At 68.3% G+C, this 23,780-nt stretch carries 18 protein-coding genes; 11 read left to right on the top strand and 7 right to left on the bottom strand.

The genetic code is table 11. The features are described from left to right. Positions 1 to 87 precede the first annotated feature (87 nt). The 3 genes from QOL82_RS23130 (at position 88) to QOL82_RS23140 (ending at position 7,461) form a co-directional block, all read left to right on the top strand. Positions 88 to 2,256 (top strand): type I secretion system permease/ATPase, encoded by a 2,169-nt coding sequence (locus QOL82_RS23130; RefSeq protein WP_430438529.1) that lies wholly within the window; start codon positions 88 to 90, stop codon positions 2,254 to 2,256. After that, positions 2,243 to 3,634, top strand: coding sequence for an HlyD family type I secretion periplasmic adaptor subunit (locus QOL82_RS23135; protein WP_283444681.1), 1,392 nt, complete (start codon positions 2,243 to 2,245; stop codon positions 3,632 to 3,634). Before QOL82_RS23130 ends, QOL82_RS23135 begins: the two co-directional genes overlap by 14 nt. Before the next feature lie 119 nt (positions 3,635 to 3,753). After that, positions 3,754 to 7,461: a beta strand repeat-containing protein gene (locus tag QOL82_RS23140; RefSeq protein ID WP_283444682.1), complete on the top strand. Its 3,708-nt coding sequence runs from the start codon at positions 3,754 to 3,756 to the stop codon at positions 7,459 to 7,461. A gap of 156 nt (positions 7,462 to 7,617) precedes the next feature. Here QOL82_RS23140 and QOL82_RS23145 read toward each other — a convergent pair whose 3' ends face one another. The 3 genes from QOL82_RS23145 to QOL82_RS23155 form a co-directional block, all read right to left on the bottom strand. Beyond that, complete coding sequence (locus QOL82_RS23145; protein ID WP_283444683.1) at positions 7,618 to 9,141, bottom strand: tyrosinase family protein; 1,524 nt, start codon at positions 9,139 to 9,141, stop codon at positions 7,618 to 7,620. 149 nt (positions 9,142 to 9,290) lie between these two features. Beyond that, entirely contained in the window at positions 9,291 to 11,327 is a 2,037-nt protein-coding gene (locus QOL82_RS23150) for a sensor histidine kinase (RefSeq protein WP_283444684.1), read from the bottom strand. A gap of 101 nt (positions 11,328 to 11,428) precedes the next feature. Further along, on the bottom strand, positions 11,429 to 12,349 hold the full coding sequence (locus tag QOL82_RS23155) for a phytanoyl-CoA dioxygenase family protein (RefSeq protein WP_283444685.1): 921 nt from the start codon (positions 12,347 to 12,349) through the stop codon (positions 11,429 to 11,431). A 231-nt stretch (positions 12,350 to 12,580) separates the two neighbouring features. Between QOL82_RS23155 and QOL82_RS23160 the strand changes: the two genes are divergently transcribed. From QOL82_RS23160 to ahpF, 7 genes are all read left to right on the top strand, one after another. Beyond that, positions 12,581 to 13,111, top strand: coding sequence for a hypothetical protein (locus QOL82_RS23160; RefSeq protein WP_283444686.1), 531 nt, complete (start codon positions 12,581 to 12,583; stop codon positions 13,109 to 13,111). Then, complete coding sequence (locus QOL82_RS23165) at positions 13,108 to 13,641, top strand: hypothetical protein (protein WP_283444687.1); 534 nt, start codon at positions 13,108 to 13,110, stop codon at positions 13,639 to 13,641. The genes QOL82_RS23160 and QOL82_RS23165 overlap by 4 nt, the downstream gene beginning before the upstream one ends. A gap of 51 nt (positions 13,642 to 13,692) precedes the next feature. Further along, positions 13,693 to 14,928, top strand: a complete 1,236-nt coding sequence (locus QOL82_RS23170; protein ID WP_283444688.1) for an MFS transporter — start codon at positions 13,693 to 13,695, stop codon at positions 14,926 to 14,928. Positions 14,929 to 15,041: 113 nt separating this feature from the next. After that, positions 15,042 to 16,097 carry a hypothetical protein gene (locus tag QOL82_RS23175; protein ID WP_283444689.1) on the top strand — a complete coding sequence of 352 codons (1,056 nt, stop codon included), beginning with the start codon at positions 15,042 to 15,044 and terminating at the stop codon, positions 16,095 to 16,097. 90 nt (positions 16,098 to 16,187) lie between these two features. Then, positions 16,188 to 17,060 (top strand): NAD-dependent protein deacetylase, encoded by an 873-nt coding sequence (locus tag QOL82_RS23180; RefSeq protein WP_283444690.1) that lies wholly within the window; start codon positions 16,188 to 16,190, stop codon positions 17,058 to 17,060. 261 nt (positions 17,061 to 17,321) lie between these two features. After that, the gene (ahpC, locus tag QOL82_RS23185; protein ID WP_283444691.1) at positions 17,322 to 17,885 is read left to right on the top strand and encodes an alkyl hydroperoxide reductase subunit C; all 564 of its coding nucleotides are present in this window, start codon (positions 17,322 to 17,324) and stop codon (positions 17,883 to 17,885) included. A gap of 172 nt (positions 17,886 to 18,057) precedes the next feature. Then, a complete protein-coding gene (ahpF, locus tag QOL82_RS23190) occupies positions 18,058 to 19,659 on the top strand; it encodes an alkyl hydroperoxide reductase subunit F (protein ID WP_283444692.1) in 1,602 nt (533 codons plus the stop codon). A gap of 44 nt (positions 19,660 to 19,703) precedes the next feature. On the opposite strand, the gene QOL82_RS23195 is transcribed toward ahpF, so the two are convergent. The 4 genes from QOL82_RS23195 to QOL82_RS23210 form a co-directional block, all read right to left on the bottom strand. Beyond that, on the bottom strand, positions 19,704 to 20,801 hold the full coding sequence (locus QOL82_RS23195) for an ATP-binding protein (RefSeq protein WP_283444693.1): 1,098 nt from the start codon (positions 20,799 to 20,801) through the stop codon (positions 19,704 to 19,706). A 10-nt stretch (positions 20,802 to 20,811) separates the two neighbouring features. Next, on the bottom strand, positions 20,812 to 21,531 hold the full coding sequence (locus tag QOL82_RS23200; RefSeq protein ID WP_283444694.1) for a response regulator: 720 nt from the start codon (positions 21,529 to 21,531) through the stop codon (positions 20,812 to 20,814). 129 nt (positions 21,532 to 21,660) lie between these two features. Further along, on the bottom strand, positions 21,661 to 21,846 hold the full coding sequence (locus QOL82_RS23205; protein WP_283444695.1) for a hypothetical protein: 186 nt from the start codon (positions 21,844 to 21,846) through the stop codon (positions 21,661 to 21,663). 68 nt (positions 21,847 to 21,914) lie between these two features. After that, on the bottom strand, positions 21,915 to 22,226 hold the full coding sequence (locus tag QOL82_RS23210) for a hypothetical protein (RefSeq protein WP_283444696.1): 312 nt from the start codon (positions 22,224 to 22,226) through the stop codon (positions 21,915 to 21,917). 189 nt (positions 22,227 to 22,415) lie between these two features. Between QOL82_RS23210 and QOL82_RS23215 the strand changes: the two genes are divergently transcribed. Continuing rightward, positions 22,416 to 23,756 carry a metal-dependent hydrolase gene (locus QOL82_RS23215; RefSeq protein WP_283444697.1) on the top strand — a complete coding sequence of 447 codons (1,341 nt, stop codon included), beginning with the start codon at positions 22,416 to 22,418 and terminating at the stop codon, positions 23,754 to 23,756. The last annotated feature ends 24 nt before the right edge of the window (positions 23,757 to 23,780 follow it).

Raw genomic sequence — 23,780 nt, forward strand, 5'->3', positions numbered from 1 at the left:
AGTGGCGAAGCGCCGAGCTTGTCCGATCTCAAGACTGCCGCAGCGACAGCTATTAGGGTTGAGTTGCTCTGACTCTTCCTTTTTTCCATGTTGCAAGCCGACACCTTGAACCAGGCGACGTCCGGCTGGCCCCTGCCGCCGCGCGCCGAAGAACTGCCCGACCCGCTGCTTGCGTGCCTGCTGGACCTGGCGCGCCTGCATGGCCGGGCAGCCAGCCGCGCCGCGCTGTTAGGCGGGCTGCCGCTCGAAGACGGGCTGTTGACGCCTGAGCTGTTCCTGCGCGCGGCGCGCCGCATCGGCCTGGACAGCGCGCTGTCGCGGCGTGAACTCGACGACATCGGCCAGGCGATGCTGCCGGTGGTGCTGCTGCTGCACGCGCGCAGCGCCTGCGTGCTGGTGGGCAGGGACGACGAGGGCGCGCACCTGCTGATGCCGCAACAGGGCGCCACCGTGATGCCGGTCGAGCAGCTGCGGCTGCGCTACGCCGGGGCCGTGCTGCTGGCCCGGCCCGTGGTCAACTGCGACGAGCGCAGCGCAGCCAGCGCGCCGCCGGCGGCCGCGCACTGGCTGCGCGACGCGCTGCTGCCCTTGTGGCCGCTGTATGGCGAAGTCGTGCTGGCGTCGCTGATGATCAACCTGTTCGCGCTGTGCATGCCGCTGTTCTCGATGAATGTCTATGACCGCGTGGTGCCCAACCATGCGATGGCGACGCTGTGGGCGCTGGCGATCGGCATGGGCGCGGTGACGCTGTTCGACTTCGGCATGCGGATGCTGCGCGGCTACTTCATCGACATCGCCGGCAAGCGCATCGACCTGCAGCTGTCGGCCCAGGTGTTCCAGCGCGTGCTCGACCTGCGAATGGCGGCGCGGCCGGCCTCGGCCGGCGCATTTGCCAGCAATCTGCAGGAGTTCGAAAGCGTGCGCGACTTCGCGACCTCGGCCACGATGGCGGTGCTGGTCGACCTGCCGTTCGTCATCCTGTTCATCGGCGCGATGTTCTGGGTCGGCGGCGGCGTCGCCTGGGTGCCGGTGCTGACGATCCCGGTGATACTCGGCGCCAGCCTGCTGCTGCAGATGCCGCTGTCCCGGCTCGTGGCGCAGACCAGCCGGCTGGGCGCGCAGCGACAGGCCACGCTGGTCGAAAGCCTGGTCGGGCTGGAAGCGGTCAAGGCGGCGGGCGCGCAGCGCATGCTGCAGCGGCGCTGGGAAGAACTGGCAGCGCAGATCGCCCGGCTGGGCATGAATGCGCGGCTGCTGTCGGCCTGCGCGATCAACTTCGCGCAGTTCGCGCAGCAGGCGGCCTACGTGCTGGTCATCGTGGTCGGCGTGCTGGCGATCGCGGAAGACAGGATGACGCTCGGCGCACTGATCGCCTGCACCATCCTGGCCGGGCGGGCGCTGGCGCCGTGGTCGCAGATCGCGTCCCTGCTCGCGCGCTACCACCAGGCGCGCAATGCGCTGCATGTCACCGCGCAGGTGATGCAGCTGCCGGTGGAGCATGCGCCCGGGCAGCGCTTCCTCGACCGCGGCCCGCTGCGCGGCGAGATCGAGTTCCGGGACGTGCGCTTCCGCTACCCGGGACAGCAGGCCGAGGCGCTGCACGGGATCTCGCTCCGCATCGCCGCCGGCGAGCGGGTCGCCATCATTGGCCGCATCGGCTCGGGCAAGACGACCGTGGAAAAGCTGGTGATGTCGCTCTATGCGCCGGATGCCGGCGCGGTGCTGGTCGACGGCACCGACGTGCGGCAGCTCGACCCGTCGCTGCTGCGCCGGCAGATCGGCCATGTGCCGCAGGACGTGACCCTGTTCTACGGCAGCATCCGCGACAATATCGTGCTCGGGGAAAGCGGCATCGACGACGAGGCGATGCTGCGGGCCGCTGCCATCGGCGGCGTCGCCGACTTCGTCGCCGCGTCGGCCGAAGGCTATGACATGCAGGTCGGCGAACGCGGCTGCTGCCTGTCCGGCGGCCAGCGGCAGTCGATCGCGATCGCGCGGGCCGAACTGCTGGCGCCGCCCATCCTGCTGCTCGACGAGCCGAGCAGCGCAATGGACGCGCGTTCGGAACAGCTGTTCAAGGAAAGGCTGGCGGCGCAGATCGAAGGCCGCACGCTGGTGCTGGTGTCCCATCGCGGCTCGCTGCTGTCGCTGGTGGAGCGGGTGCTGGTGCTGGACCAGGGCAGGCTGGTGGCCGACGGCCCGCGCGAGGCCGTGCTGGCCGCGCTGGCCGCGGGCAAGCTCCATGTCGCGCGCTGAATCCCGGATGCGCGCGCCGCCGGCCTGGCAGGCGCCGGGCGCGGCGCTGCCCGAGCCGGTCAACGACGCCGACTACCTTCAGGGCGTCGGCGGCATGCTGCTGCACGGGCCGCGCCGGGCGACCCGTTGGGCGTTCTGGCTGACCCTGCTGTTCTGGCTCGCGGCAGTGGCCTGGGCGGCGCTGGCGCAGGTCGACGAGTACGCGGTGGCCGAGGGCAAGGTGGTGCCGTCGTCGCGGCTGCAGCTGGTGCAGAACCTGGAGGGCGGCATCGTCGCCGAAGTGCTGGTGAAGACCGGCGACCGGGTGGAGAAGGACCAGCCCCTGCTGCGGATGGACCCGGTGCGCTTCGCGTCGGCGTCGCAGGAAGGTCAGGCCAAGGATCGCGCGCTGCTGGCGCGCATCGCCCGGCTGTCCGCCGAAGCGGCCGGACTGCCGTTCACGCCGCCGCCGGCGCTGGCCGGCAGCGCGCCGGCGCTGGTGCAGCAGGAGGCCGCGCTGCATGCCGGACGCCAGCAGGCGCTGCGGGCCAACCTGGCGGTGCTGCGGCAGCAGGCCGACCAGCGCGAACAGGAGCTGGCGGAAAAGCAGGCCAGGCAGGCGCAGCTCCAGCAAAGCCACGCGCTGGTGACCCGCGAGCTGGAGATGGTGCAGCCGATGGCGAACCAGGGCTACATCACCAGGCTGGACGCGGTGCGGCTGGAGCGCCAGGCCAACGACCTGCGCGGCGAACTCGACGCCGCCCGGCTGGCGCTGCCCCGGCTGCAGGCGGCGCTGCGCGAGGCGCGCGAACGGGTCGACGAGGCGACGGCCCGCTTCCGCGCCGACGCTATGAAGGAACTGAGCCTGGCCCGGGCCGAGCAGGCCGCGCTGGCCGCGGCCAACACCGAGCTGGAAGACCGGCTGCGGCGCACCGAAGTGCGGGCGCCGGTGGCGGGCGTGGTCAAGCAGCTCAAGGTCAATACGGTGGGCGGCGTGATACAGCCCGGCATGGAGCTGATGGAAATCGTTCCGCATGAAGACACGCTGCTGGTCGAGGCCAGGGTCAGGCCGGCCGACATCGCCTTCCTGCATGCCGGACAGGACGCGCTGGTCAAGCTCTCCGCCTATGACTTCGCGATCTACGGCGGCTTCCCGGCGACGCTCGAACAGATCGGCGCCGATACGCTGACGCCCGACAGGCCGGGCGAGCGCGCCGAAAGCTACTACCTGGTCCAGGTCCGCACGCGCGGCAGCACGCCGACCGGCGCTGCCCGGCCCCTGTCCATCATGCCGGGCATGGTGGCGACCGTCGACATCCACACCGGGAGGAAGAGCGTGCTGCACTACCTCCTCAAGCCCATCGTCCGCGCAAGGGACGCAATGCTGCGCGAACGCTGAACAGGCCCGCACGGGCATTGATCCAGATTGACCCGGACGGGCGGTGATGGACTAGCCTGCATCATTGCACCTGCCGGCCGGCCCACGCCGCGCCGTTCTCAACCAGCGGAAGACACATCATGGCGACGGTTAATGGCACCAGCTTCGCGGACAACCTGGTCGGCACGTCCGGCGCGGACACGATGAACGGGCGCGCGGGCAATGACGTCATCCGCGGCGGCGGCGGGCGCGACACCATCACGCTGGGCAGCGGCCGCGACACCGCGGTGTATACGGCGACGACCGATTCCCCTTTCGGCGCCAACGGCGACGTGATCACCGACTTTGCCAAGGGCGACGACCGTATCGACCTGACCGCGCTGCTGGGCGCCACCGACCTGACCTGGGGCGGCCTGACCGCCACGGCCAACGGCGTCTGGTACAGCAGGAGCGGCACCACGGTGTCTATCCTGGTCGACACCAATGGCTTGCCGGGCACGCCGGAGATGCGCATCGACCTGCTGAACATCAGCACCACGACGGTGCTGGCGGCAAGCGACTTCACAGGCGTCGTGGTGCGGACCAATGCCGCGCCAATCTTCACATCGCAGGCAAACTGGACCATGCCGGAAAACGGCACGGCGATCGGCACTGTCGCCGCCACCGACGCCGACAGCCCGGCGCTGACGTACAGCGTGGTGGCCGGCGTGGATGCGTCGCGCGTCAGCATCAACCCGACTACCGGCGTCCTCAGCTTCGTGATCGCGCCCAACTTCGAAGTGCCGGCCGACGTCGGGGCCAACAATGTCTACAACTTCACCGTGCAGGCCAGCGACGGCGCGTTGAACACGACGCAGGCGGTGACTGTCACGGTAAGCAATGTCAACGAGGCAGCGCCGGTGTTTGCCTCGCCCGCGACCTTCTCCGTGCCGGAGAATGGCACGGCGGTGGGCACGGTCGCCGCCACCGACAGCGATAACCAGGCACTGACCTACAGCCTGGTCGCTGGCGGGGACGCGTCTGCCTTCACGATCAATGCCGCGACCGGCGCGCTGGCCTTCGCCTCCGCGCCCAACTTCGAAGTACCCACCGATGCGGGCGCGAACAATGTCTATAACCTGACCGTGCAGGCCAGCGACGGCACGCTCAACACAACCCAGGCCGTGGCCGTGACCGTCACCGATGTCAACGAAACGCCTACGGGCGCAGCACCCGTGTTCACATCGCCGGCAGCCTTCAGCATCGCGGAAAACAGCACGGCGGTGGGCGCGGTCGTCGCCACCGACGCCGACAGTCCCACGGTGACCTACAGCCTGGTAGCCGGCGGCGACGCGGGCGCTTTCACGGTCAATGCCGCGACCGGCGCACTGTCCTTCGCCGCCGCGCCGAACTTCGAGGCACCCACCGATGCCGGCGCGAATAACGTCTACAACCTGACCGTGCAGGCCAGCGACGGCACGCTCAACACCACCCAGGCCGTGGCCGTGACGGTCACCGACGTGCTCAATGAAACCCTGACCGGCAACGCGGCGGACAACACGCTGGCCGGCGCGGCGGGCAATGACACCTTCACGGGCAACGGCGGCGCCGACACGCTCACCGGCAATGGCGGCGGCGACACCTTCGTCGTCGCCAGCGCGCAGGATTCGCCGGCCAACACGAACTGGCAGACGCCGCCGGACGGGAGCGTGACCCGGGTATGGGATGTCATCACCGACTTCACGCTCGGCAGCGACAAGATCGACCTGAGCGCGTTGCTGGGCGCAACCGACCTGGCCTGGGCCGGGACTACGCCGACGGGCAACGCGGTCTGGTATGTCAATTCCGGCACGCAGGCTTTCATCTATGCCGACATCGACAACAATCCGCCGCCGGACGTGATGATCGCGCTGCAGAATGCGGGTTCGATGGCACTGACGGCAAGCGACTTCATCGGCGTGGTTGGCGGCTTCACCGGCGGTATCGGCGCGGCGCCTGTCTTCACATCGCCAGCGACTTTTTCGGCGCCGGAGAACGGCGCGGCGGCGGGCACGGTCGCCGCCACCGACGCCGACAGTCCGACGCTGACCTACAGCCTGGCGGGCGGCGCGGATGCGGCACGCTTCGGCATCAATTCGGCCACCGGCGCGCTCAGCTTCGTGGCCGCACCCAACTTCGAGGCGCCGGCCGACGTCGGCGCCAACAATGTCTACAACGTCACCGTGCAGGCCAGCGACGGCACGCTGAACACGACGCAGGCGATTGCGGTGACGGTCACCAATGTCAACGATGTCGCACCGGCCTTCACGTCGCCGGCCACCTTCACGCTGCCGGAGAACGGCACGGCGGTGGGCACGGTCGCCGCGACCGATGCCGACAGCCCCTCGGTCACCTACAGCCTGGTGGCGGGCGGCGATGCGGCCGCATTCACGATCAATGCCGCGACCGGCGCGCTGGCCTTCGCCGCCGCGCCGAACTTCGAGGCGCCGACCGACGCAGGCGCGAACAATGTCTACAACCTCACCGTGCAGACCAGCGACGGCACGCTGAACACGACGCAGGCCGTGGCCGTCACGGTGACCGATGTGGTGACCGAGGCGATCGCCGGCACCGCGGGCAATGACACCCTGGCCGGCACCGTGGGCGACGACCTGATCGATATCGGCGCTGGCGGCAATGACACGGTCGCCGCAGGCAGCGGCACCGACACGATACTGGCCGGCGCGGCATTCAACGCGGCCGACCGCATCGACGGCGGCACCGAGGTCGATGACACCATCGAGCCGGACGTGCTGGTCCTGGACGGCAACTATGCGGCCGGCGTGAGCTTCGCCGCCGCCACGCTGGTGAATGTGGAAGAGATCCTCCTCACCGCGGGGAACAGCTACAGCCTGACCACCAGCGACGGCACCGTCGTCGCCAGCTCGATCAGCATAGACGGCTCCGCGCTCCTGGCCGGCAACACGCTGACCGTCAATGCGGCCGCCGAGACCGAGGCCGGCGCGAGCTACACGATGACCGGCGGCGCCGGCAATGACATCCTGACCGGCGGCGCCGGCCCTGACTATTTCGACATCAGCTTCGGCGGCAACGATGCCGTCAGCGGCGGCGCCGGCCGCGACACCATCTATGCCGGCAGCGCGCTGACCGCGGCCGACCAGGTCAATGGCGGCGCCGGCGTCGACCTGCTTTACCTGAACGGCGATTACGGCGCCGGCCTCGCGCTGGGCGCGGCCACGCTGACCGGCATCGAAGGCATCGCGGTGCAGGCCGGCAGCAACTACAGCCTGACCATGAACAACGCGATGCTGACCGGGATCCAGACCGCATCGGTCGACGGCTTTGCGCTGGGCAGCGGCAACACGCTGGCCGTCAATGCGGCAGCGGAGACCGACAGCGGCGTCGTGTACACGCTGAGCGGCGGCGCCGGCAATGACAGCCTGACCGGCGGCGCCGGCAACGACCTGTTGAACGGGAATGCCGGCAACGACATCCTGGTGGGCGGCGCAGGCAACGACATACTGACCGGCGGCGCGGGCAACGACGCGCTGACAGGCGGCCTCGGCAACGACGTGTTCGACTTCAACGCGATTGCGGACCGCGGAACCGCGGGAGACACGATCGCCGACTTCAGCCGGTCCGGCGCAAACGGGACCGACGTGCTGAACCTGCATGACCTGCTGCTGACCTTCACCGGCTTCAACGGCAGCAATGCGTTCAGCGGCGGCTACCTGCAGTTCGACATGTCGTCCGGCACATCGACGACGGTGCGCGTGGACAGCAACGGCGGCGCGAACGGCTATGTGGCGCTGGCCACGTTGACGGGAACGCTGCTGCAGCAGGCGGACACGGCCAATTACGTGCTTTGACGGCGGGCGCTCCGGCAACTGCCGGAACTGCCAGCGCAGGCAGGGCGGGCCGGCGCATCGAACCGGCTTGCGCCGACCGCTGCTTCCTTCCTCTCCCTCTGCGGCATGGCCGCGCCGGGTCAGCCGCAGACGGCGCTGCCCGCTTCTGCGGAGCGATTACACCGGCGCATCCCTGGACAGTTCCAGCCGCGCCTCGCCAACCTGTATCACCGGGCCACCCGGCGACGTGTCGCCGCTGACGCGCACGAAGGACACGGTCAGGCGGCGCGGGTCCTGCACCAGCAGGTCCGCCAGCTGCAGCGTCACCGGGAACGCCAGGCGCACCGTGCCCGGCTCGCTGCCGCCGGCCTCGATGTTCATGTGCACCCTGTGCATCGCGCCGGCGATCTCGAACGGTCCGATGCTGCCCAGCAGGTAGGCGCCGCTGGCGCTGGCGACGTCGGTGGTCGACGGCAGGTTCAGGTACAGGTAATAGAAATAGCCGCCGGTGCGTCCGGGGTCGCTGATGCTGACGTTGTCCAGTACGACCCGGGCCGAACGATAGGCCGTACCCCGGCCACGGGGAGCGCCGGTCAGCACCCGCTGCAGCAGGTCGGCGGACGCGTCGTCGATGGCCACCTGCGCGCTTACGGAAAATTCATCGAGCGGAATGCGCGACACGCCGCCCAGCGACAGCCGGTCCGGGCCGACGAGCCCGGCGGCGGTCGGGCTGAAGCCGCGCAGCGCCGGCCGGGCCAGCAGCCGCGGCGTGGCGCTGCCGGTGCGCGGCGTCAGCTGCGCGAGCTGCGGGGCGGCGCTGTCGAAGGCCGCGAGCCGGAAGCCATTGTCGCTGTCGCTGTCGATATCGGCGCCGTTTCTGGCCACCGGCAGCGAGGCCGGCATGGTCTCGTTCTGGTAGCTGTACCGCAGCGCGCTGCGCGTGTCGAATGTCCAGTTGCGCTGCATCGTCAAGCGGCTTGCATAGGTGAAGTTGCCGTTCCAGTAGCTGTTGGTGAGGGGCGGCGTCGTGCGTCCGCCGCCGCCTTGCTGCCAGGCCGACCACAGCCGGTCGACATTCGCATGGTGCAGCCAGAAGATCGGATCGGCCGGCGACTGCATGTCGGCCATGACATTGCCGATGATGTTATGCACCGGGTTGTGCGGCATGCCCTCGAACGACGTCTCGAACGCATTCGCCAGGCCGCGCTGCATGTTGATGACGGTGCCGGCGAAGGGGGCCAGCGTCAGCGCATCGATCACGTTGGTATTGACGCGGGCTACGTAGAGCGGATTCAGCGGCGACGGGTTGGTGAATTCGGCCGGCATCTGCGGCGTGGTGTAGTAGTCCCAGTACGGCAGCACCAGCGCCTTGTTGCCCGACACCGCGCGCAGCTGCTGCTCGAAGTAGTACAGGTAGCCGCGATGCCAGGCCAGGAAGTAGGGCACGCCATGCGGGCAGAAATTGACATGCGCATTCACCCAGTAGGTCCAGCTGCGCTTGTCGCCGGGATTGGTGTTCTCCTTCATCGTGGCGATCGCGTTGACCAGCGACGCATAATGCCTGGTCGTCCTGAAGGTGTTCCATTCCAGGCGCTGCACCGCGCCGGTCTGGGCCAGTAGCGGGCGGCTGAACAACGAGGGCGCCATCAGCGCGCTTGCCCCCTTGATGAAGTCGCGCCGGCTATAGCCTTGCCTCGTCATGATGAGCTCCACAGTAGTCTGCTTCGATGGTATGCGGGGTGGGGGTCACTTCATTGACAAAGCTCAACCAGTCCGGCAAGCGCACAGATTCGTCGCGCGGCCTGGCGCAGCGCAAGGTTCAGGCTTGCCATTCGGATGATTCAGGCGATTCAGGCAGTCCGGGCGCGGGCGCGGCGGTCGGTGGCGGAACGGCGGTCGAAGCCGGGCTGCACCATCTGCAGGCCGGGCTTGATCGGGATGACCGCGGTGACGGTGACGCCCTGGTCGGGCGCGGCCGTGACGGTCAGCCGGCCGCCGAGCGAGCCGATGCGCTCGCGCATGCCGCGCAGGCCGAACGCGTCGGGCTTGTCCTGCTGGCCGAGCCGGCCGATGCCGTCGTCCGACACGCGCATGAGCAGGCTTTCGTCGGTCGCATAGAGCTGCACGTCGACATGGCTTGCGCAGGCATGGCGGCTGACGTTGGTCAGCGACTCCTGCAGGGTGCGGAAGAGGGCGGTCGCGCAGGCGTCGGACAGCACGATGTCTTCGCCGTCCGACATCAGCACGCATGAAATGCCGGTCTTGCGCTGGAACTCCCTGGTCTGCCATTCCACTGCCGCATGCAGCCCGAGGTCGAGCACCGCGGGCCGCAGGTCGTTGATGATCGCGCGCATGCTCTGCATCAGGCTGCTCATGCTGCGCAACATGCCTTCGAGCTGCGCCGACGCTTCGGGCACGTGCGACAGCTGGCCCTGCAGGATGGAGACGTCGATCTTCAGCGCCAGCAGCTGCTGCCCGAGTTCGTCGTGGATCTCGCGCGCGATGCGCTTGCGTTCCTCTTCCCGCACCGACTCCTGGTGCTCGGCCAGCTCTCGCATCGACAGCGCCGATTCCCGCAGCGCCGACTCGGTGGCCTTGTGCTGCGTGATGTTTTCATGGACCACCACGATATGGTCGGCCGCGCTTTCGCGCATGCGGCTCACGGTCGCCCGCGACCAGAAGAAATCGTCATTGCCCTGGCAGACGTATTCCATCGAAAACGTCGACGCGTCGCCGCGCATGACCGCGCGGATGCCGGCGGCGATGCGGGCCGCCTCGGGCACGCCGCGTGCGGCGGACGCGTCGCACACGGCCAGGTAGCTGACGCCGCTGCGGTCCACGCCGCTGGACTCGATGGCCGGCTGGTTGATGGCGACGATCACGCCTTCCTGGTCCAGCAGGAAGACCTGCGACGGCTGCACCGGCTCGTAGCTGGCGCCGACGCTGGCGTCGGGCAGCCGCAGCGCCGGCAGCGACTCCGGCGGGGCCGCGATGCCCTGCAGGCCGGCATACTGGCTGGGCAGCGCGCAATCGATGTAGATGGCGAAGGCGCCGGCCACCTTGTGCATCGCGTCCCGCAGCGGCATGGCGGTGACGACCAGGCGCTGGCTGGCGCCGTCCTGGGCGACGATGTCCACCGCCTCGCGTCCGCGGCTGTAGCCCGATTGCAGCGCCTGGTAGAGCGCGCGGTTCTCGGACCGCATTTCGAGGTCGGCCCGGCGCCATTCCCGCACCTGCTCGTGCTGGTCATGCCACAGTTCGCGCGCGGCTGCGTTGACCATCACCGGCTGGCCGCCCCGGTCCACGATCGACATCGGGAACGGCAGGCTTTCGAGCGCCTGCTGCAGCAGGCCGGCATGCAGCGCTTCGCTGCTTGCGCGGCGCCTGCCGCCGTTCCAGGCGGACGCCAATGCGCCCAGCAGCAGGCAGGCGAGCGCGGCGGCGGCCAGGCTGCCATACATCCGGCCGGACAATGCCGCGCGCCGGTCGGCGGCGCGGCGGGCGGCTTCGGCCTGTATCGCCGCGACCAGCACCGAGATGCGCAGGCTGTGCTCGGCGCGCGCGCCGGGACCGGCGCCGCGATAGGCCAGCACCTGGTCCTCGAGTTCATGCACCCGCGCCAGCATCGCGGGTTCGGCGCTGGCGTCGCGTTCGAGGCTGGACAGCGCCGGGTCGGAATGGGTGGGGGCGTCGGCAGGGGTCTGGCCGGCGTTCAGCAGGGTCAGGGTGACGTCGTTCAGGTTGTGCTGGGTGCGCACCTGCAGCAGCGCGGCTTCATGCATCGATGTGACGGAGCGCAGCGCATCCCTGCCCGCAAGCGCCGCTGCCAGGACCAGGGCCACGCAGCCGCAGCCCTTGATCAGTGTCGATACAGTGCGCTTATCCATTTGCTTTCCATGAACGGCGCCAGGCGCCTTGCCCGGCGCGTGAAAATAGCTTTCTGGATGTTACGACAACTGATGCAGGACTGTCATTGTTTGCCGCAGGGTCATATTTTGGACTGGCGGACGAACAGCCGGTTGATATAGGCGTCGAGCTGGCCCTGCGCGGTGCGCCGCGGCGCGTCGTAGCGGTACATGTAGACGGGCAGCAGCGAGTACTGGATCTGCAGCAGCAGCCGGGGCGTCTGCGTGGGCACCATGCCCTTGTGGATGCCGTGCGTGTCCACCGCGAAGCCGGCGCCGGCCTGGCCGGTGATGCTGGCGATGCGGGACGCGCCGTAGCGCCTGCCGATGTCGTCGTCGCTGTAAGGCTGCAGGCGCACGCTGCAATGCTCCTGGTGGCTGCCGCGGACGTAGACATGCGGGCCGGCGGCCTCGTCGACATCGGTCAGGTAGACGAACACCTTGATGAAGCGCCAGTCGTCGCAGTCGCGGTGGAAGCCCTGCAGCCCGCTGCCGGCGCCGCTGCCGTCCTGCGGGTACGACCAGCGCAGGCCGATCGCCGAGATGGTCGGCTTGCAGCCGATGTAGCGCGCGGCCAGCCGCACCAGCGGCGCGCTGTTGGCCAGCGCCAGCAGGTGCGGGCAGCCCAGCGTGTCGGCGAGGCTGTATTCGGCCATGCGCAGTCCCGGCGGCGGCGCCTGTGCCGGGAAGGTCGGCTGCGTGCGGCCATGCGGCGCGAGCAGCCTGTCGGCCAGGTAGGCGCGGATGTCGCCCAGCTGCTGCGGCGACAGCAGGGGGCCGAGCAGCGTATAGCCGTCCGCATGCATGGCCGCCAGCGTCTTCTCGTGCTCCCAGCCGGCGAACGCCTTCTGATCCGGCATGCCGTGCCGCACGCGCAGGTAACCGGCCAGGCCCCGGACCACTGCCCGGCGAAGCGGGCGCGGGGTCATGACGCGCTGGGTGTAATACAGAAGGCTGTGCAATGGCTTGAATGCACGTCCCGGCATCAGTTGCGTGTAGTCCATGCGCTCTCCTGGTGGATTGCCATCTGCGGGATGGCAGGGCTGGCCTGGCTGGCTTGACGACAGCATGATGCTACTACCTTGCCCGGTGTAAAGGTTGTTTTTACAAAACATTTCACAATTGCAAAGCAGCTGGATTTACGGTAATCGTGGTCGGTGACCGGATGGGGGAACGCCGGCAAAGCTGCCCCGTTATAATTTTGTTCGTGATCAACTATGGCGGGACGGCGGCAGATGGATCGATATCAGGCGAAAAGAACGGTCTTCGCGACCATTGCAGGCATGGCGCTGCTGGCGGCTAGCGGCTGCAGCTCCTTCCTGCAGCAGGGCACCGGGGCGGTGGCCGGCGTCGGCGGCGCGGCCGTTGCGTCCAGCGTCACGTCCGACGCGGCGGTCGCGACCGGCATCGGCGTCGGCGTGCAGTCGCTGGCCCAGGCCGGCGTGCAGCGCTGGCAGCGCTCCGTGCATACGGCCGAGCAGGACCAGATCGCCGCGATTGCCGGCACGCTGGGACCGGGGCAGGTGGCGTCCTGGAATGTCGCGCATCAGGTTCCGATCGAGCCATCGAGCCGCGGCGAGGTCACCGTCAGCCGGGTGGTCGGCGCCAAGGCGCTCGATTGCCGGGAAATCGTGTTTTCGGTGGAGCAGCCGCCCAAGGCGCAAAGCCCGAAGGCGTTTTACGTGGCGATGATCTGCCGTGACGGCGCACGCTGGAAATGGGCGTCGGCCGAACCGGCCACCGAACGCTGGGGATCGCTGCAGTGAGCGCGCGCAGCGTCAACCCTGCGCAGCGCCGCATCGGCGCGATGCTGCTGGCCGCCGCGGTCATGCTGCTGGCCGGCTGTTCCACCGTCGGTGGACTGGCCGGCACGGTGGCCGGCATCGCCACCGGTTCGTTTACCAGCAACCCGGCTATCGGCATCGCGGTATCGGTCAGCGTGAAGGCGGCCACCGACGCCGAGGTCAAGAACGTGCTGCGTTCGCTGCAGCAGGACGAGCAGGATGAAATCGCCGCGCTGGCCGGCAGCATGGCGCCCGGCGAGATCCGCCAGTGGCAGGTCCGGCATTTCATTCCGTATGGAAACAACCAGGGCGAAATCCAGGTCACCCGGGTGATCGACACGCCGCTTGCCAGCTGCAAGGAAGTGATGTTCAGCGTGGTCGAGCGCAAGGCGGCGCCCCGGCCCGACGATGCCGCGCGCGGCTGGTTTTCGACCAACGTCTGCCGGCAGGAAAGCCGCTGGAAATGGGCGATCGCCGAACCCGCCGTGGAACGCTGGGGTTCGCTGCATTAAGGTTGCAGGCAGCGGCTCACCGTCGCTGCAATAACAATAAGAGGAAGAGACATGTCCGTCCAATCCGGGGGCGCCAGCCGCGCGCCGTCCTCGCCGCGTCCCGCATGGCTGATGCTGGCCGCGCTATGCAGCGCCTTCATGCTCAGCCACGCCTACCGCACCGCGGCCGCGATGATGGCCGGGCGCATGCAGGCCGAGTTTGCGCTGTCGCCGCAGCAGCTGGGAAGCTATGCCGGCGCCTTCCATTTCGCCTTTGGCGCGATGCAGCTCTTCGTCGGCCTCGCGATCGACCTGCATGGCGTGCGCCGGACCATGCTGGCGACCTTCCCGCTGGCGGTGGCCGGCGCGCTGCTGTCGGCGCTGGCGCACAGCTACAGCATGGTGGTCCTCGGGCAGGTGCTGATCGGCGTCGGCTGCAGCGCGGCGTTCCTGGTCTGCACGGTCTTCATCACCCGTTACTTCGCGCCCGAGCGCTTTGCGTCGGTGTCCGGCATGGTGCTGGGCATCGGCGGGGGCGGCATGCTGCTGACCGCCACGCCGCTGGCCTGGGTGGTGCAGGAAGTATCCTGGCGCGTCGGCTTCCTGGTGCTGGCCGGCCTGTCGGCGCTGGCCTGGCTGCTCATCTTCATCGTGGTGCGCGAATCGCCGCAGCAGCAGCCGCGCCACCGCGAATCGCTGGGCGCCGCGGTGCGCGGCATGGCCGGGCTGATGACGCTGCCGCACACCATAGGCATCATGGCGCTGGGCGCGGTCACCTACGCCGCGTTCATGTCGCTGCGCGGCTTGTGGCTGGGACCGCTGCTGGTCGAGCGCTATGGCTACACGCTGGTGCAAAGCGGCAACGTGGCGCTGCTGGTGTCCGTGGTGTCCATCATGGGACCGCCGCTGTTCGGCCGTTTCGGCCCGCAGGGCAAGGGCCGGCGCCGCTGGATCGTCAGCTGCACGTTCGCGCTGATCGCGCTGTTCATTGCGATGGCGCTGGCGCCGAATGCCGGCGCCGTGCTGGCCTGCTCGCTGCTGGTCGGTTTCCTCTCGGGCTTCATCGTGCTGCAGTATGCGGACGTGCGCGCGTCCTACCCGGTTGCGCTGACCGGGCGGGCGATGTCGCTGCTCAACATGGCGATGTTTCTCGGCGTCGCGCTGGTGCAATGGCTGAGCGGCACGGTGGCGTCGATGGCCAACGCCAGCAGCTGGCATGCCGACACCTATTCGGCGGCGCTGGGCCTGATCGCCGCCACGCTGGCGCTCGGCGTGGTCGCCTTCATCAGCCTGCCGGCGCCCGACTGACGCGCAAGAAAGGGGCTGTGCCGATAAACGACAGCCGCTGATAACCCGCTTTACAGAAGTTGCCGTGTGGATATAATCGATCTCATCAGTGCTGCCAGATCGAGGTGTCCGCCATGTTCCACGCTCATCCAGTCACCATCCGGCCGCGGGTCATCGTGGTCGATATCAGTGCCCAGTGCGCCGATGCCGCGATGCTCGACGCCGCCGGCGGCGCGATCTACGGCGCCTATCATTACGATGCGGCGGCGCCGTTCTTCGACGCCAATGGACAGCTTTCCTACCAGGTCTATCCGCTCGCCGTCACCCCGCTGCGCGAGAACACGGGATTCTGCGCCGAACGCGCGCTGGGCGACCGTCATCCGAAAACCGGCCTGCCGCTGGCGGCCGCCTACCTGGAGCGCATCGCCGAACGCAGCGGGCCGCCGCAAGCGTTCCCGGACGCGGTGCTGGCCGACGCCGGGCAGTATCGCGACGCCTATGCCGCGGTGCTCAACGACTGCCTGCGCGGCGGTTTCGACTGCCTGCCGGGCTGGGTGCTGCAGGCAAGGCGGCACCGGACGCTGCGGGTGCGGCAGAAAGCGACCGCGGCCGGCAGCATGGCCCCGGAAACCTTCCTGGTCGATTACCTGGCCGCCGACGGTTCGCGCGGCTGCTTCGGCATCGACATGCGGCACCATGTCGACCTCTCGCGGCCCAGGCCGGCCTGCGCTTCCGGCTGGAGCACGCCGTCGGAAATCCTGCAGGCGGTGGAAAAGCAGTTTTCCCGCTGCGCCGACATCGACCGCGCGCAGTACGACGCATTCGAAGTGCCGGTCCATGGGCGGCCGCTGCGCGAAGGCTTTTTCTGGGCGTCGACGCCGGCTGAAGACGAAGTGCTGAAGATCGCCCGCGCCGCGCCCGGCTCGGCCCGCTTCATCGTGTCCTACCTGAACCTCGACGGCGAGCCGTGCGAGGTCGGCCTGCGCTTGGCGCTGCATGGGGCCGCGCGCCTGTCCGGCGCCATGGACTGGCTGGACATCGTGGTCGCCGTCGAGGATGCCTGCGCGTCCTATCCGGGTTTCGACCTCCAGCGTTACCGCATCGCCGACGTGTCCGACGGCGTGCGCATCCAGCGCGAGATGTTTTTGCCGCGAACGCAGTCGCTGGTCGCCGAACGCCAGGCAGCCTGAGCCCGATTCGCCTATCCTCTTGCATGGCCGCAGCCAGCAAACGCCAGCCGGCGTTGCCTGGCCCGGCGATTCATCACAGGAGGATTCAACGTGAGCGTCAACACCGACAGCCTGCATGAGATCGCGCGCTTCATCGAGCGCCATCCCGATGCGCTGGTGCTGACCGGCGCCGGCATCAGCACCGCGTCCGGCATACCCGATTACCGCGACGCCGACGGCGTGCGGCGCGGCCGGGAACCGATCCAGGGTCCGGCCTTCCGCACCCAGCCGGCGGTGCGCCAGCGCTACTGGGCGCGCAGCATGGCGGGCTGGCCGGTGATGCGCAATGCGCAGCCCAATGCCGGCCATGCGGCGCTGGCCCGGCTGCAGGCGCATGGGCTGCTCGGCCCCATCGTCACCCAGAACGTGGACGGCCTGCACCAGCGCGCGGGCAGCGCCGGCGTGCTGGAGCTGCACGGCAGCATCCACGCGGTAGTCTGCCTGGCCTGCGGCGAACGGCAGGCGAGGTCGGCGGTGCAGGCGCAGCTCGAAGCGCTGAACCCGCTGCTGGCCGGCGTATTCGCCCAGCCGGCGCCGGACGGCGACGCACATGTCGACCCCGACAGCATCGAGGGCTTCCAGGTGCCGGACTGCCTGCATTGCGGCGGCATGCTGCAGCCCGACGTGGTGTTCTTCGGCGACAGCGTGCCGGGCGAGCGCACCAGCGAAGCGCGCGAACGGGTGGAAAGCGCCAGCGCGCTGCTGGTGGTCGGCTCCTCGGTGATGGTGCATTCGGGCTACCGGCTGTGCGCCCGGGCGGCGGAGGCGGGCAAGCCGCTGGCCGCGCTGAACGCCGGCAAGACGCGGGCCGACCATCTTTTCTGCCTGAAGGCGGGAGAGGCGCTGCAGGAACTGCTGCCCAGGCTCGAAGCCATGCTGCGGGGCGGCATGGCGCTGGACGATGTGCTGCTGCGCGGCGCCTAGCAGGGCCGGTGGCGGAAGGCGCCGGGCGAAAAGCGCGCAAAAACCGTCCGGCGCCCCGGTCCGCGAAGAACTTCCTGGCGCTTACGCCATCTGTCCCTTGTGCTGTCCGAAAGCGTAACCATCTTTTGTCGTTAGGATAATGGCCGCTAGTGCGATAAAGATAAGCTATGGCATTAATTGGAACTATCGATTTCAAATTTCGATAAATCTTCGCTATTATCCTGCCTACCGATTACCATTTTTAACCAAAGGGAAATTTCCATGTCATTGATCAATACCACCGTCAAGCCATTCAACGCTACCGCCTTCCACAACGGCAAGTTCGTTCCGGTTTCCGATGCCGACCTGAAGGGCAAATGGTCCGTGGTCGTGTTCTATCCGGCTGACTTCACCTTTGTTTGCCCGACCGAGCTGGGCGACCTGGCCGACAACTACGACACCTTCAAGTCGCTGGGCGTGGAAATCTACAGCGTGTCGACCGACACCCATTTCACGCACAAGGCATGGCATGACACCTCGGACACGATCCAGAAGATCACCTACCCGATGATCGCCGACCCGACCGGCGCGATTACCCGCAATTTCGACGTGATGATCGAGGAAGAAGGCCTGGCGCTGCGCGGCACCTTCGTCATCAACCCGGAAGGCCAGATCAAGCTGTGCGAAATCCATGACAACGGCATCGGCCGCGACGCCAAGGAACTGCTGCGCAAGGTGCAGGCCGCCCAGTACGTCGCCGCGCATCCGGGCGAAGTCTGCCCAGCCAAGTGGACCCCGGGCGCCGACACCCTCGCGCCGTCGCTCGACCTGGTCGGCAAGATCTAAGTAATCGACCAGCAGCAAGCAATTAATCAGTAAACACACCGCCGGGCCAGAACAGCGGCCCGGCAGCAGCGCCACCCCCCGATCAGCCTTACGAACCGGCAGCCGAGGCTGACCCGGCGGTCGCACTGCGCCCCGCAAGAACCTAGCAACCCTTTTTTTGAAGAGAGCCATCATGCTGGATGCCAACCTGAAAACCCAACTGAAAGCCTACCTCGAAAAGGTCACGCAGCCGATCGAGATCGTCGCCTCGCTCGATGCGACCGACAAGTCGCAGGAAATGCTGGCGCTGCTGAAGGATATCGCCGCGCTGTCGACCCGCATCACGCTGACCGAGCAGCCCGGCGACGGCGAGCGCGCGCCGTCGTTCTCGCTGAACCGCACCGGCAGCGATATCGGCATCCGTTTCGCGGGCATCCCGATGGGCCATGAATTCACCTCGCTGGTGCTGGCGCTGCTGCAGGTCGGCGGCCACCCGCCGAAGGCCGACGCCGCCGTCATCGAGCAGGTGCGCGCGCTTGAAGGCGACTTCCTGTTCGAGACCTATATCTCGCTGTCCTGCCAGAACTGCCCGGAAGTCGTGCAGGCGCTGAACCTGATGGCGGTGCTGAACCCGAACGTGCGCCACGTGATGATCGACGGCGCGCTGTACCAGGACGAAGTGAACCAGCGCCAGATCATGGCGGTGCCGACCATCTTCCTGAACGGCGAGATCTTCGGCCAGGGCCGCATGGGCCTGGAGGAAATCCTGGCCAAGGTGGACACGGGCGCCGCCAAGCGCGACGCCGAGAAGCTGGCGAAGAAGGACGTGTTCGACATGCTGATCGTCGGCGGCGGCCCGGCCGGCGCGTCGGCCGCCATCTATGCCGCCCGCAAGGGCATCAGCACCGGCGTGGTGTCGGAGCGCTTCGGCGGCCAGGTGCTGGACACCATGGGCATCGAAAACTTCATCTCGGTCAAGGAGACCGAGGGTCCGAAGCTGGTCGCCGCGCTCGAGCAGCACGTGAAGAGCTATGACGTCGACATCATGAACCTGCAGCGCGCGGCCGAACTGGTGCCCGGCGACGTGATCGAGGTGAAGCTCGAAAGCGGCGCGAGCCTGAAGGCGAAGACGGTCATCCTGGCGACCGGCGCCCGCTGGCGCGAGATGAACGTGCCCGGCGAGAAGGAATACAAGAACAAGGGCGTGGCCTATTGCCCGCACTGCGACGGCCCGCTGTTCAAGGGCAAGCGCGTGGCGGTGATCGGCGGCGGCAACTCCGGCGTGGAAGCGGCGATCGACCTGGCCGGCATCGTCGCCCATGTGACGCTGATCGAGTTCGACGTCAAGCTGCGCGCCGACGCGGTGCTGCAGCGCAAGCTGATGAGCCTGCCGAACGTGACCGTGATCACCCAGGCGCTGACCAGCGAAGTGCATGGCGACGGCACCCGCGTCAACGGCCTGCAGTACACAGACCGCCAGACCGGCGCGTCGCACCGGATCGACCTCGAAGGCATCTTCGTGCAGATCGGGCTGCTGCCCAACACCGACTGGCTCAAGGGCACGGTCGCGCTGTCCAAGCACGGCGAGATCGAGATCGACGCGCACGGCCGCACCTCGGTGCCCGGCGTGTTCGCCGCCGGCGATGCGACCACGGTGCCGTTCAAGCAGATCGTAATCGCGATGGGCGAAGGCTCGAAGGCGGCGCTGTCGGCCTTCGACCACCTGATCCGCACGTCGGCGCCGGCAGAAGGCACGCCGGCGGTGGCCGAGGACAAGACCGCGGTCGCCGCCTGAGCGTGATCGACGGCCGGCGCGCGGCCCAGGCTTAGCCCTGGCGCCTAGCGGCCGCGCTTGAGCGCCAGGCGCGCCAGCAGGCCGCCGCCCGGCGCATTCTCCAGCGTCAGCGTGCCGCCGCACTGCGTGGCCGCCTCGCGCGCAATCGCAAGGCCCAGGCCGACGCCGCCGGTGCTGCGGTTACGCGAATTCTCCAGCCGGACGAAAGGCTCGAACACGGCCTGCATCTGCTCTTCCGGGATGCCGGGTCCGGCATCTCTTATCTCGATCTGAAGCAGCGCGTCGGTGTCGACGATGTCGATCTTCGCGCTGTGGCCGTAGCGCAGCGCATTCTGCAGCAGGTTGGACAGGCAGCGCCGCAGCGCGACGGGCCGCGTCAGCAGCGGCTGCGCGTGGCCGGACACGGCCACATCCTCGCCCGCGTCCACCGCATCCTCCACCATCGATTCCAGCAGCGCCGTCACGTTCATCATCTGCCATGGCTCGGCCGACGCCTCGTCGCGCAGGTAGTTCAGCGTGGCGTTAAGCATCGCGGCCATTTCGGCGATGTCCTCGCGCAGCTTGTCGCGCGCCGCATCGTCCTGCAGCCGCTCGACCCGCAGCTTCATCCGCGTCAGCGGCGTGCGCAGGTCATGCGACACCGCGGCCAGGAAGCGGCCGCGCTCCTCGACGCTCTGGCGTATGCGCTGCTGCATCTGGTTGAAGACCCGCGCCGCCTGCCGCGCCTCGGCCGTGCCGGTCTCCGCGATCGGCGGGCGGTTGAGGTCGGTGCCGAGTTCGGCGGCCGCATGGCCCAGCCGCTGTATCGGGCGGGCCAGCATGCGCGCGCCGAACAGCGCGGCAAGGGTCAGCGCGAACAGCTGGCTCGCCACGCTGATCCAGAAGCCCGGCGGCGGCGTGCGCACCGCATAGCCTGCGATGATCATGTCGGGCTGGCGCGCGAACGGCCGGGCGCGCGGCGGCGGCGCCGGCTGGCCCGGCGCCGCGACGGAAGGAGGGCGGCGCCCGTCCGGCGGCCGGTTCTGGCGCTCGCCGAAGAAGGCCAGCAGCAGCACGAAGGTCATCGCGTGGCTGATCATGATGGCCATCAGCACTAGCAGGAACAGGCGCGCAAAGATGGTGTCCGGCAGGAAGCGCTTCATGGGCCGCGCCTTACCGGCTGATGCGGGCGTCGAACAGGTAGCCCTCGCCGCGTATGGTCTTCAGCAGCTTCGGGTCGCGCGGGTCGTCGTCGAGTTTTTGCCGGAGCCGCGACACCAGCAGGTCGATGCTGCGGTCGTAGGCGGTGCTGGACTGGCCGCGCGCCGCGTCCATCAGCTGGTCGCGGTTGAGCACGCGGCGGGGCCGCTCGATGAAGGTCCAGAGCAGGCGGAATTCCGCATTCGACAAGGGCACGACCACCTGTCGCGGCGTCGTCAGCTGGCGCGTGCCGACATCCAGCGACCAGCCCTCGAAATTGATGCGCTCGCTCTCGCCGCCGCTGCCCAGGCTGCCGCCGTCGCCGCGCGCGCGGCGCAGCACGGTGTGCACGCGCGCCACCAGCTCGCGCGGGTCGAAGGGCTTGACGACGTAATCGTCGGCGCCCAGCTCCAGGCCCACCACGCGGTCGGCCGGTTCGCCGCGCGCGGTGAGCATGATGACCGGGATATTGCCGTTGGACCGCAACTGGCGGCACAGCGTGAGACCATCCTCGCCGGGCAGCATCAGGTCCAGGATGATGACATCCGGCGTCTGCTCGGCAATGGCGCGGCGCATGGCCGCGCCGTCATGGACGCCGCGCGCCTCGATGCCGAAATCGGCCAGGTAGGAACACAGCAGCGCGCAGATTTCCTTGTCGTCATCGACGATCAGCGCGCGGGTTGGCTTTTGCATTGCAACGGTCCTCGACAGGGCAGGGCATGCATGATCGCATGCCTGCCCATGCTGCGCGCCGGGCTTGTCCGGCGTATGTCGGCATTGCGTCAGGATTGCTACATTGCCGGCACGGCCAGGACTTGGCGGCTACTTGCCGCGCACGAAGTCGGGCGTGCTGCCCGGCGTCTTGCTGCCGGGGTCGGCCGCCTCGTCGGGGCTGATGCCGGGCGGCAGGCCGGTGTCGATCACATGCTTGACGTCGTCGCGCTGCTCGGGGACGGCATCGTCGCGGTCTTTCGCGGGACGCGGGGAATTGGCGGGCTGGTTTTGCATGATTTCTCCAAATAAGGTTGGATGGCCGCGCAGGCCCATCGTTCCTCGGCGGAACATGATCGAATCGGTCACCTGGTCAAAGAACTGCCGCTCTGGCGCAGCCATTGCCGGACCTTGGCGACCACCAGCGACAGCAGCACGACCACGGCGCCGACAACGAACAGCACGCCGGCCATTGCAAACACCAGCGCCAGGATGCCGACGAAGATGACCGTCACGCCGGCAATCTTCCAGCGCCACCACGGGCCCAGCATCGCCCGCATCATCGTCGCGCGGCTGGCCCTCGGCGGCTGCTCCTGCTGCTGGCGCTGCTGCGGCCCGTCCGTGTCGATGACTTCCCACTGGGTCTGTTCGGGCGTTTCGGGTTTCTGATCAGACATCATGTTTCTCCTGGACGGCGGGTCCTGCAACCCGCCTGGTAAAAGCCTTCGCGCATCCGGTGACGGATGCAAGGCACACCGTCATGCTAACGGCTCGTGACTTATATAAAAAGCGAATTATTTCGCATTATTACTTCGTAAAAACAGGATAGCGGAATATCATCCCATGATCCTCTGTACCATTGCGCCATGGACAATCTCAGTCATACCGTTGCTGGACTTCTCGCCGGCGAACTGCTGCATCACAGCCTGCCGGCGGAAGCCGATGCGAGGCGGCAAGGCGTGCGCCGCAGCCTGATGCTGGCGACCTGTGCGCTTGCCAGCAATTTCCCCGACCTCGACCTGGTGCTGACGCCGCTGCTGCCGGCGCCGCTGGGCTACCTGCTGCACCATCGCGGCCATACGCATACGCTGCTCTATGCGATTCCGCAGGCGATGGCGCTGGCGCTGCTGCTCTACCTGCTATGGCCGTCGGCGCGCCGGCTGCTGCGCGAGAGCGCGTCGGCCCGCGCCGGCTTCGGGCTGGCGATCGGCGTGGGCTTCGGCCTGCACCTGCTGATGGATTATCTCAACAGCTATGGCATCCATCCTTTCCATCCGTTCCATTCGGGATGGGTATTTGGCGACATGGTGTTTATCCTGGAGCCGGTGTTCTGGGTCGCGTTCGGCATCCCGATGGTGATGACGCTGCGGCGGCCGACGCTGCGCTGGCTGCTGCTGTCGGCGTCCGCGCTGGCGCTGGGCTTTCTGGCCTGGCGCGGCTACCTGGCCTGGCAATCGCTGGCTGCGCTGCTGGCGGCAGGGGCGGTAATGGCAATGGCCGGCACGCCCGGCCCGCGCCGGCCGGCGCTGGCTTTGCCGCTGGCGGCCGCGATGCTGGGACTGGCTTTCGTCGGCGTCCAGGCGCTGGCGTCCGGCCAGGCGCGCGCGGCGATGGCGCGCGACCTGCATGCGCGCGACCCGAAGGCAGTGCTGCTCGACGCGGCGATGTCGCCGTATCCGGCCAATCCCGCGTGCTGGAATTTCGTCGCGGTGGAAAGCCGCGTGGATACCGGCCAGTACCGGATCAGCCGCGGCGTGCTGAGCCTCGCGCCGCAGGCGATGCCGGTGCCGGCCTGCCCGCAGGCCTTCGCGCAGACGCCACAGCCGTTGCAGCCGTCGCAAGCGTTGCAGCCGTCGCAATCGTTGCAGCCGGACCGGCAGGCGCAGATACAGCCGGCTTCGCTGGCGCTGGTGATGATGTCGCAGCATGACTATTCGCTGGAGCGGCTGCGCCGGCTGGCCGAGGACGACTGCTACCTGCGCGACTGGCTGCGGTTTGGCCGCATGCCGGCGCTCGATGCGGACAGCGTCTCCGACGCCCGTTTTTCCGGCTCGCCCATGGGCAATTTCTCGACGATGACGCTGCCGCAGGCGGGCCGCCGCGCCTGCCTTTCCGGCGTGCCGCAATGGAACATGCCCCGCGCCGACCTGCTGGGCGCTTCGTCACCGGCTGCTCCGGCATCGGCGCCGGCGGCTGCGCGGGACTGATGCGGGACTGATGCTCGATTGATG

It is taken from the genome of Noviherbaspirillum suwonense (assembly GCF_900182955.1).
In the GTDB taxonomy this organism is placed as follows: domain Bacteria; phylum Pseudomonadota; class Gammaproteobacteria; order Burkholderiales; family Burkholderiaceae_D; genus Noviherbaspirillum_A; species Noviherbaspirillum_A suwonense.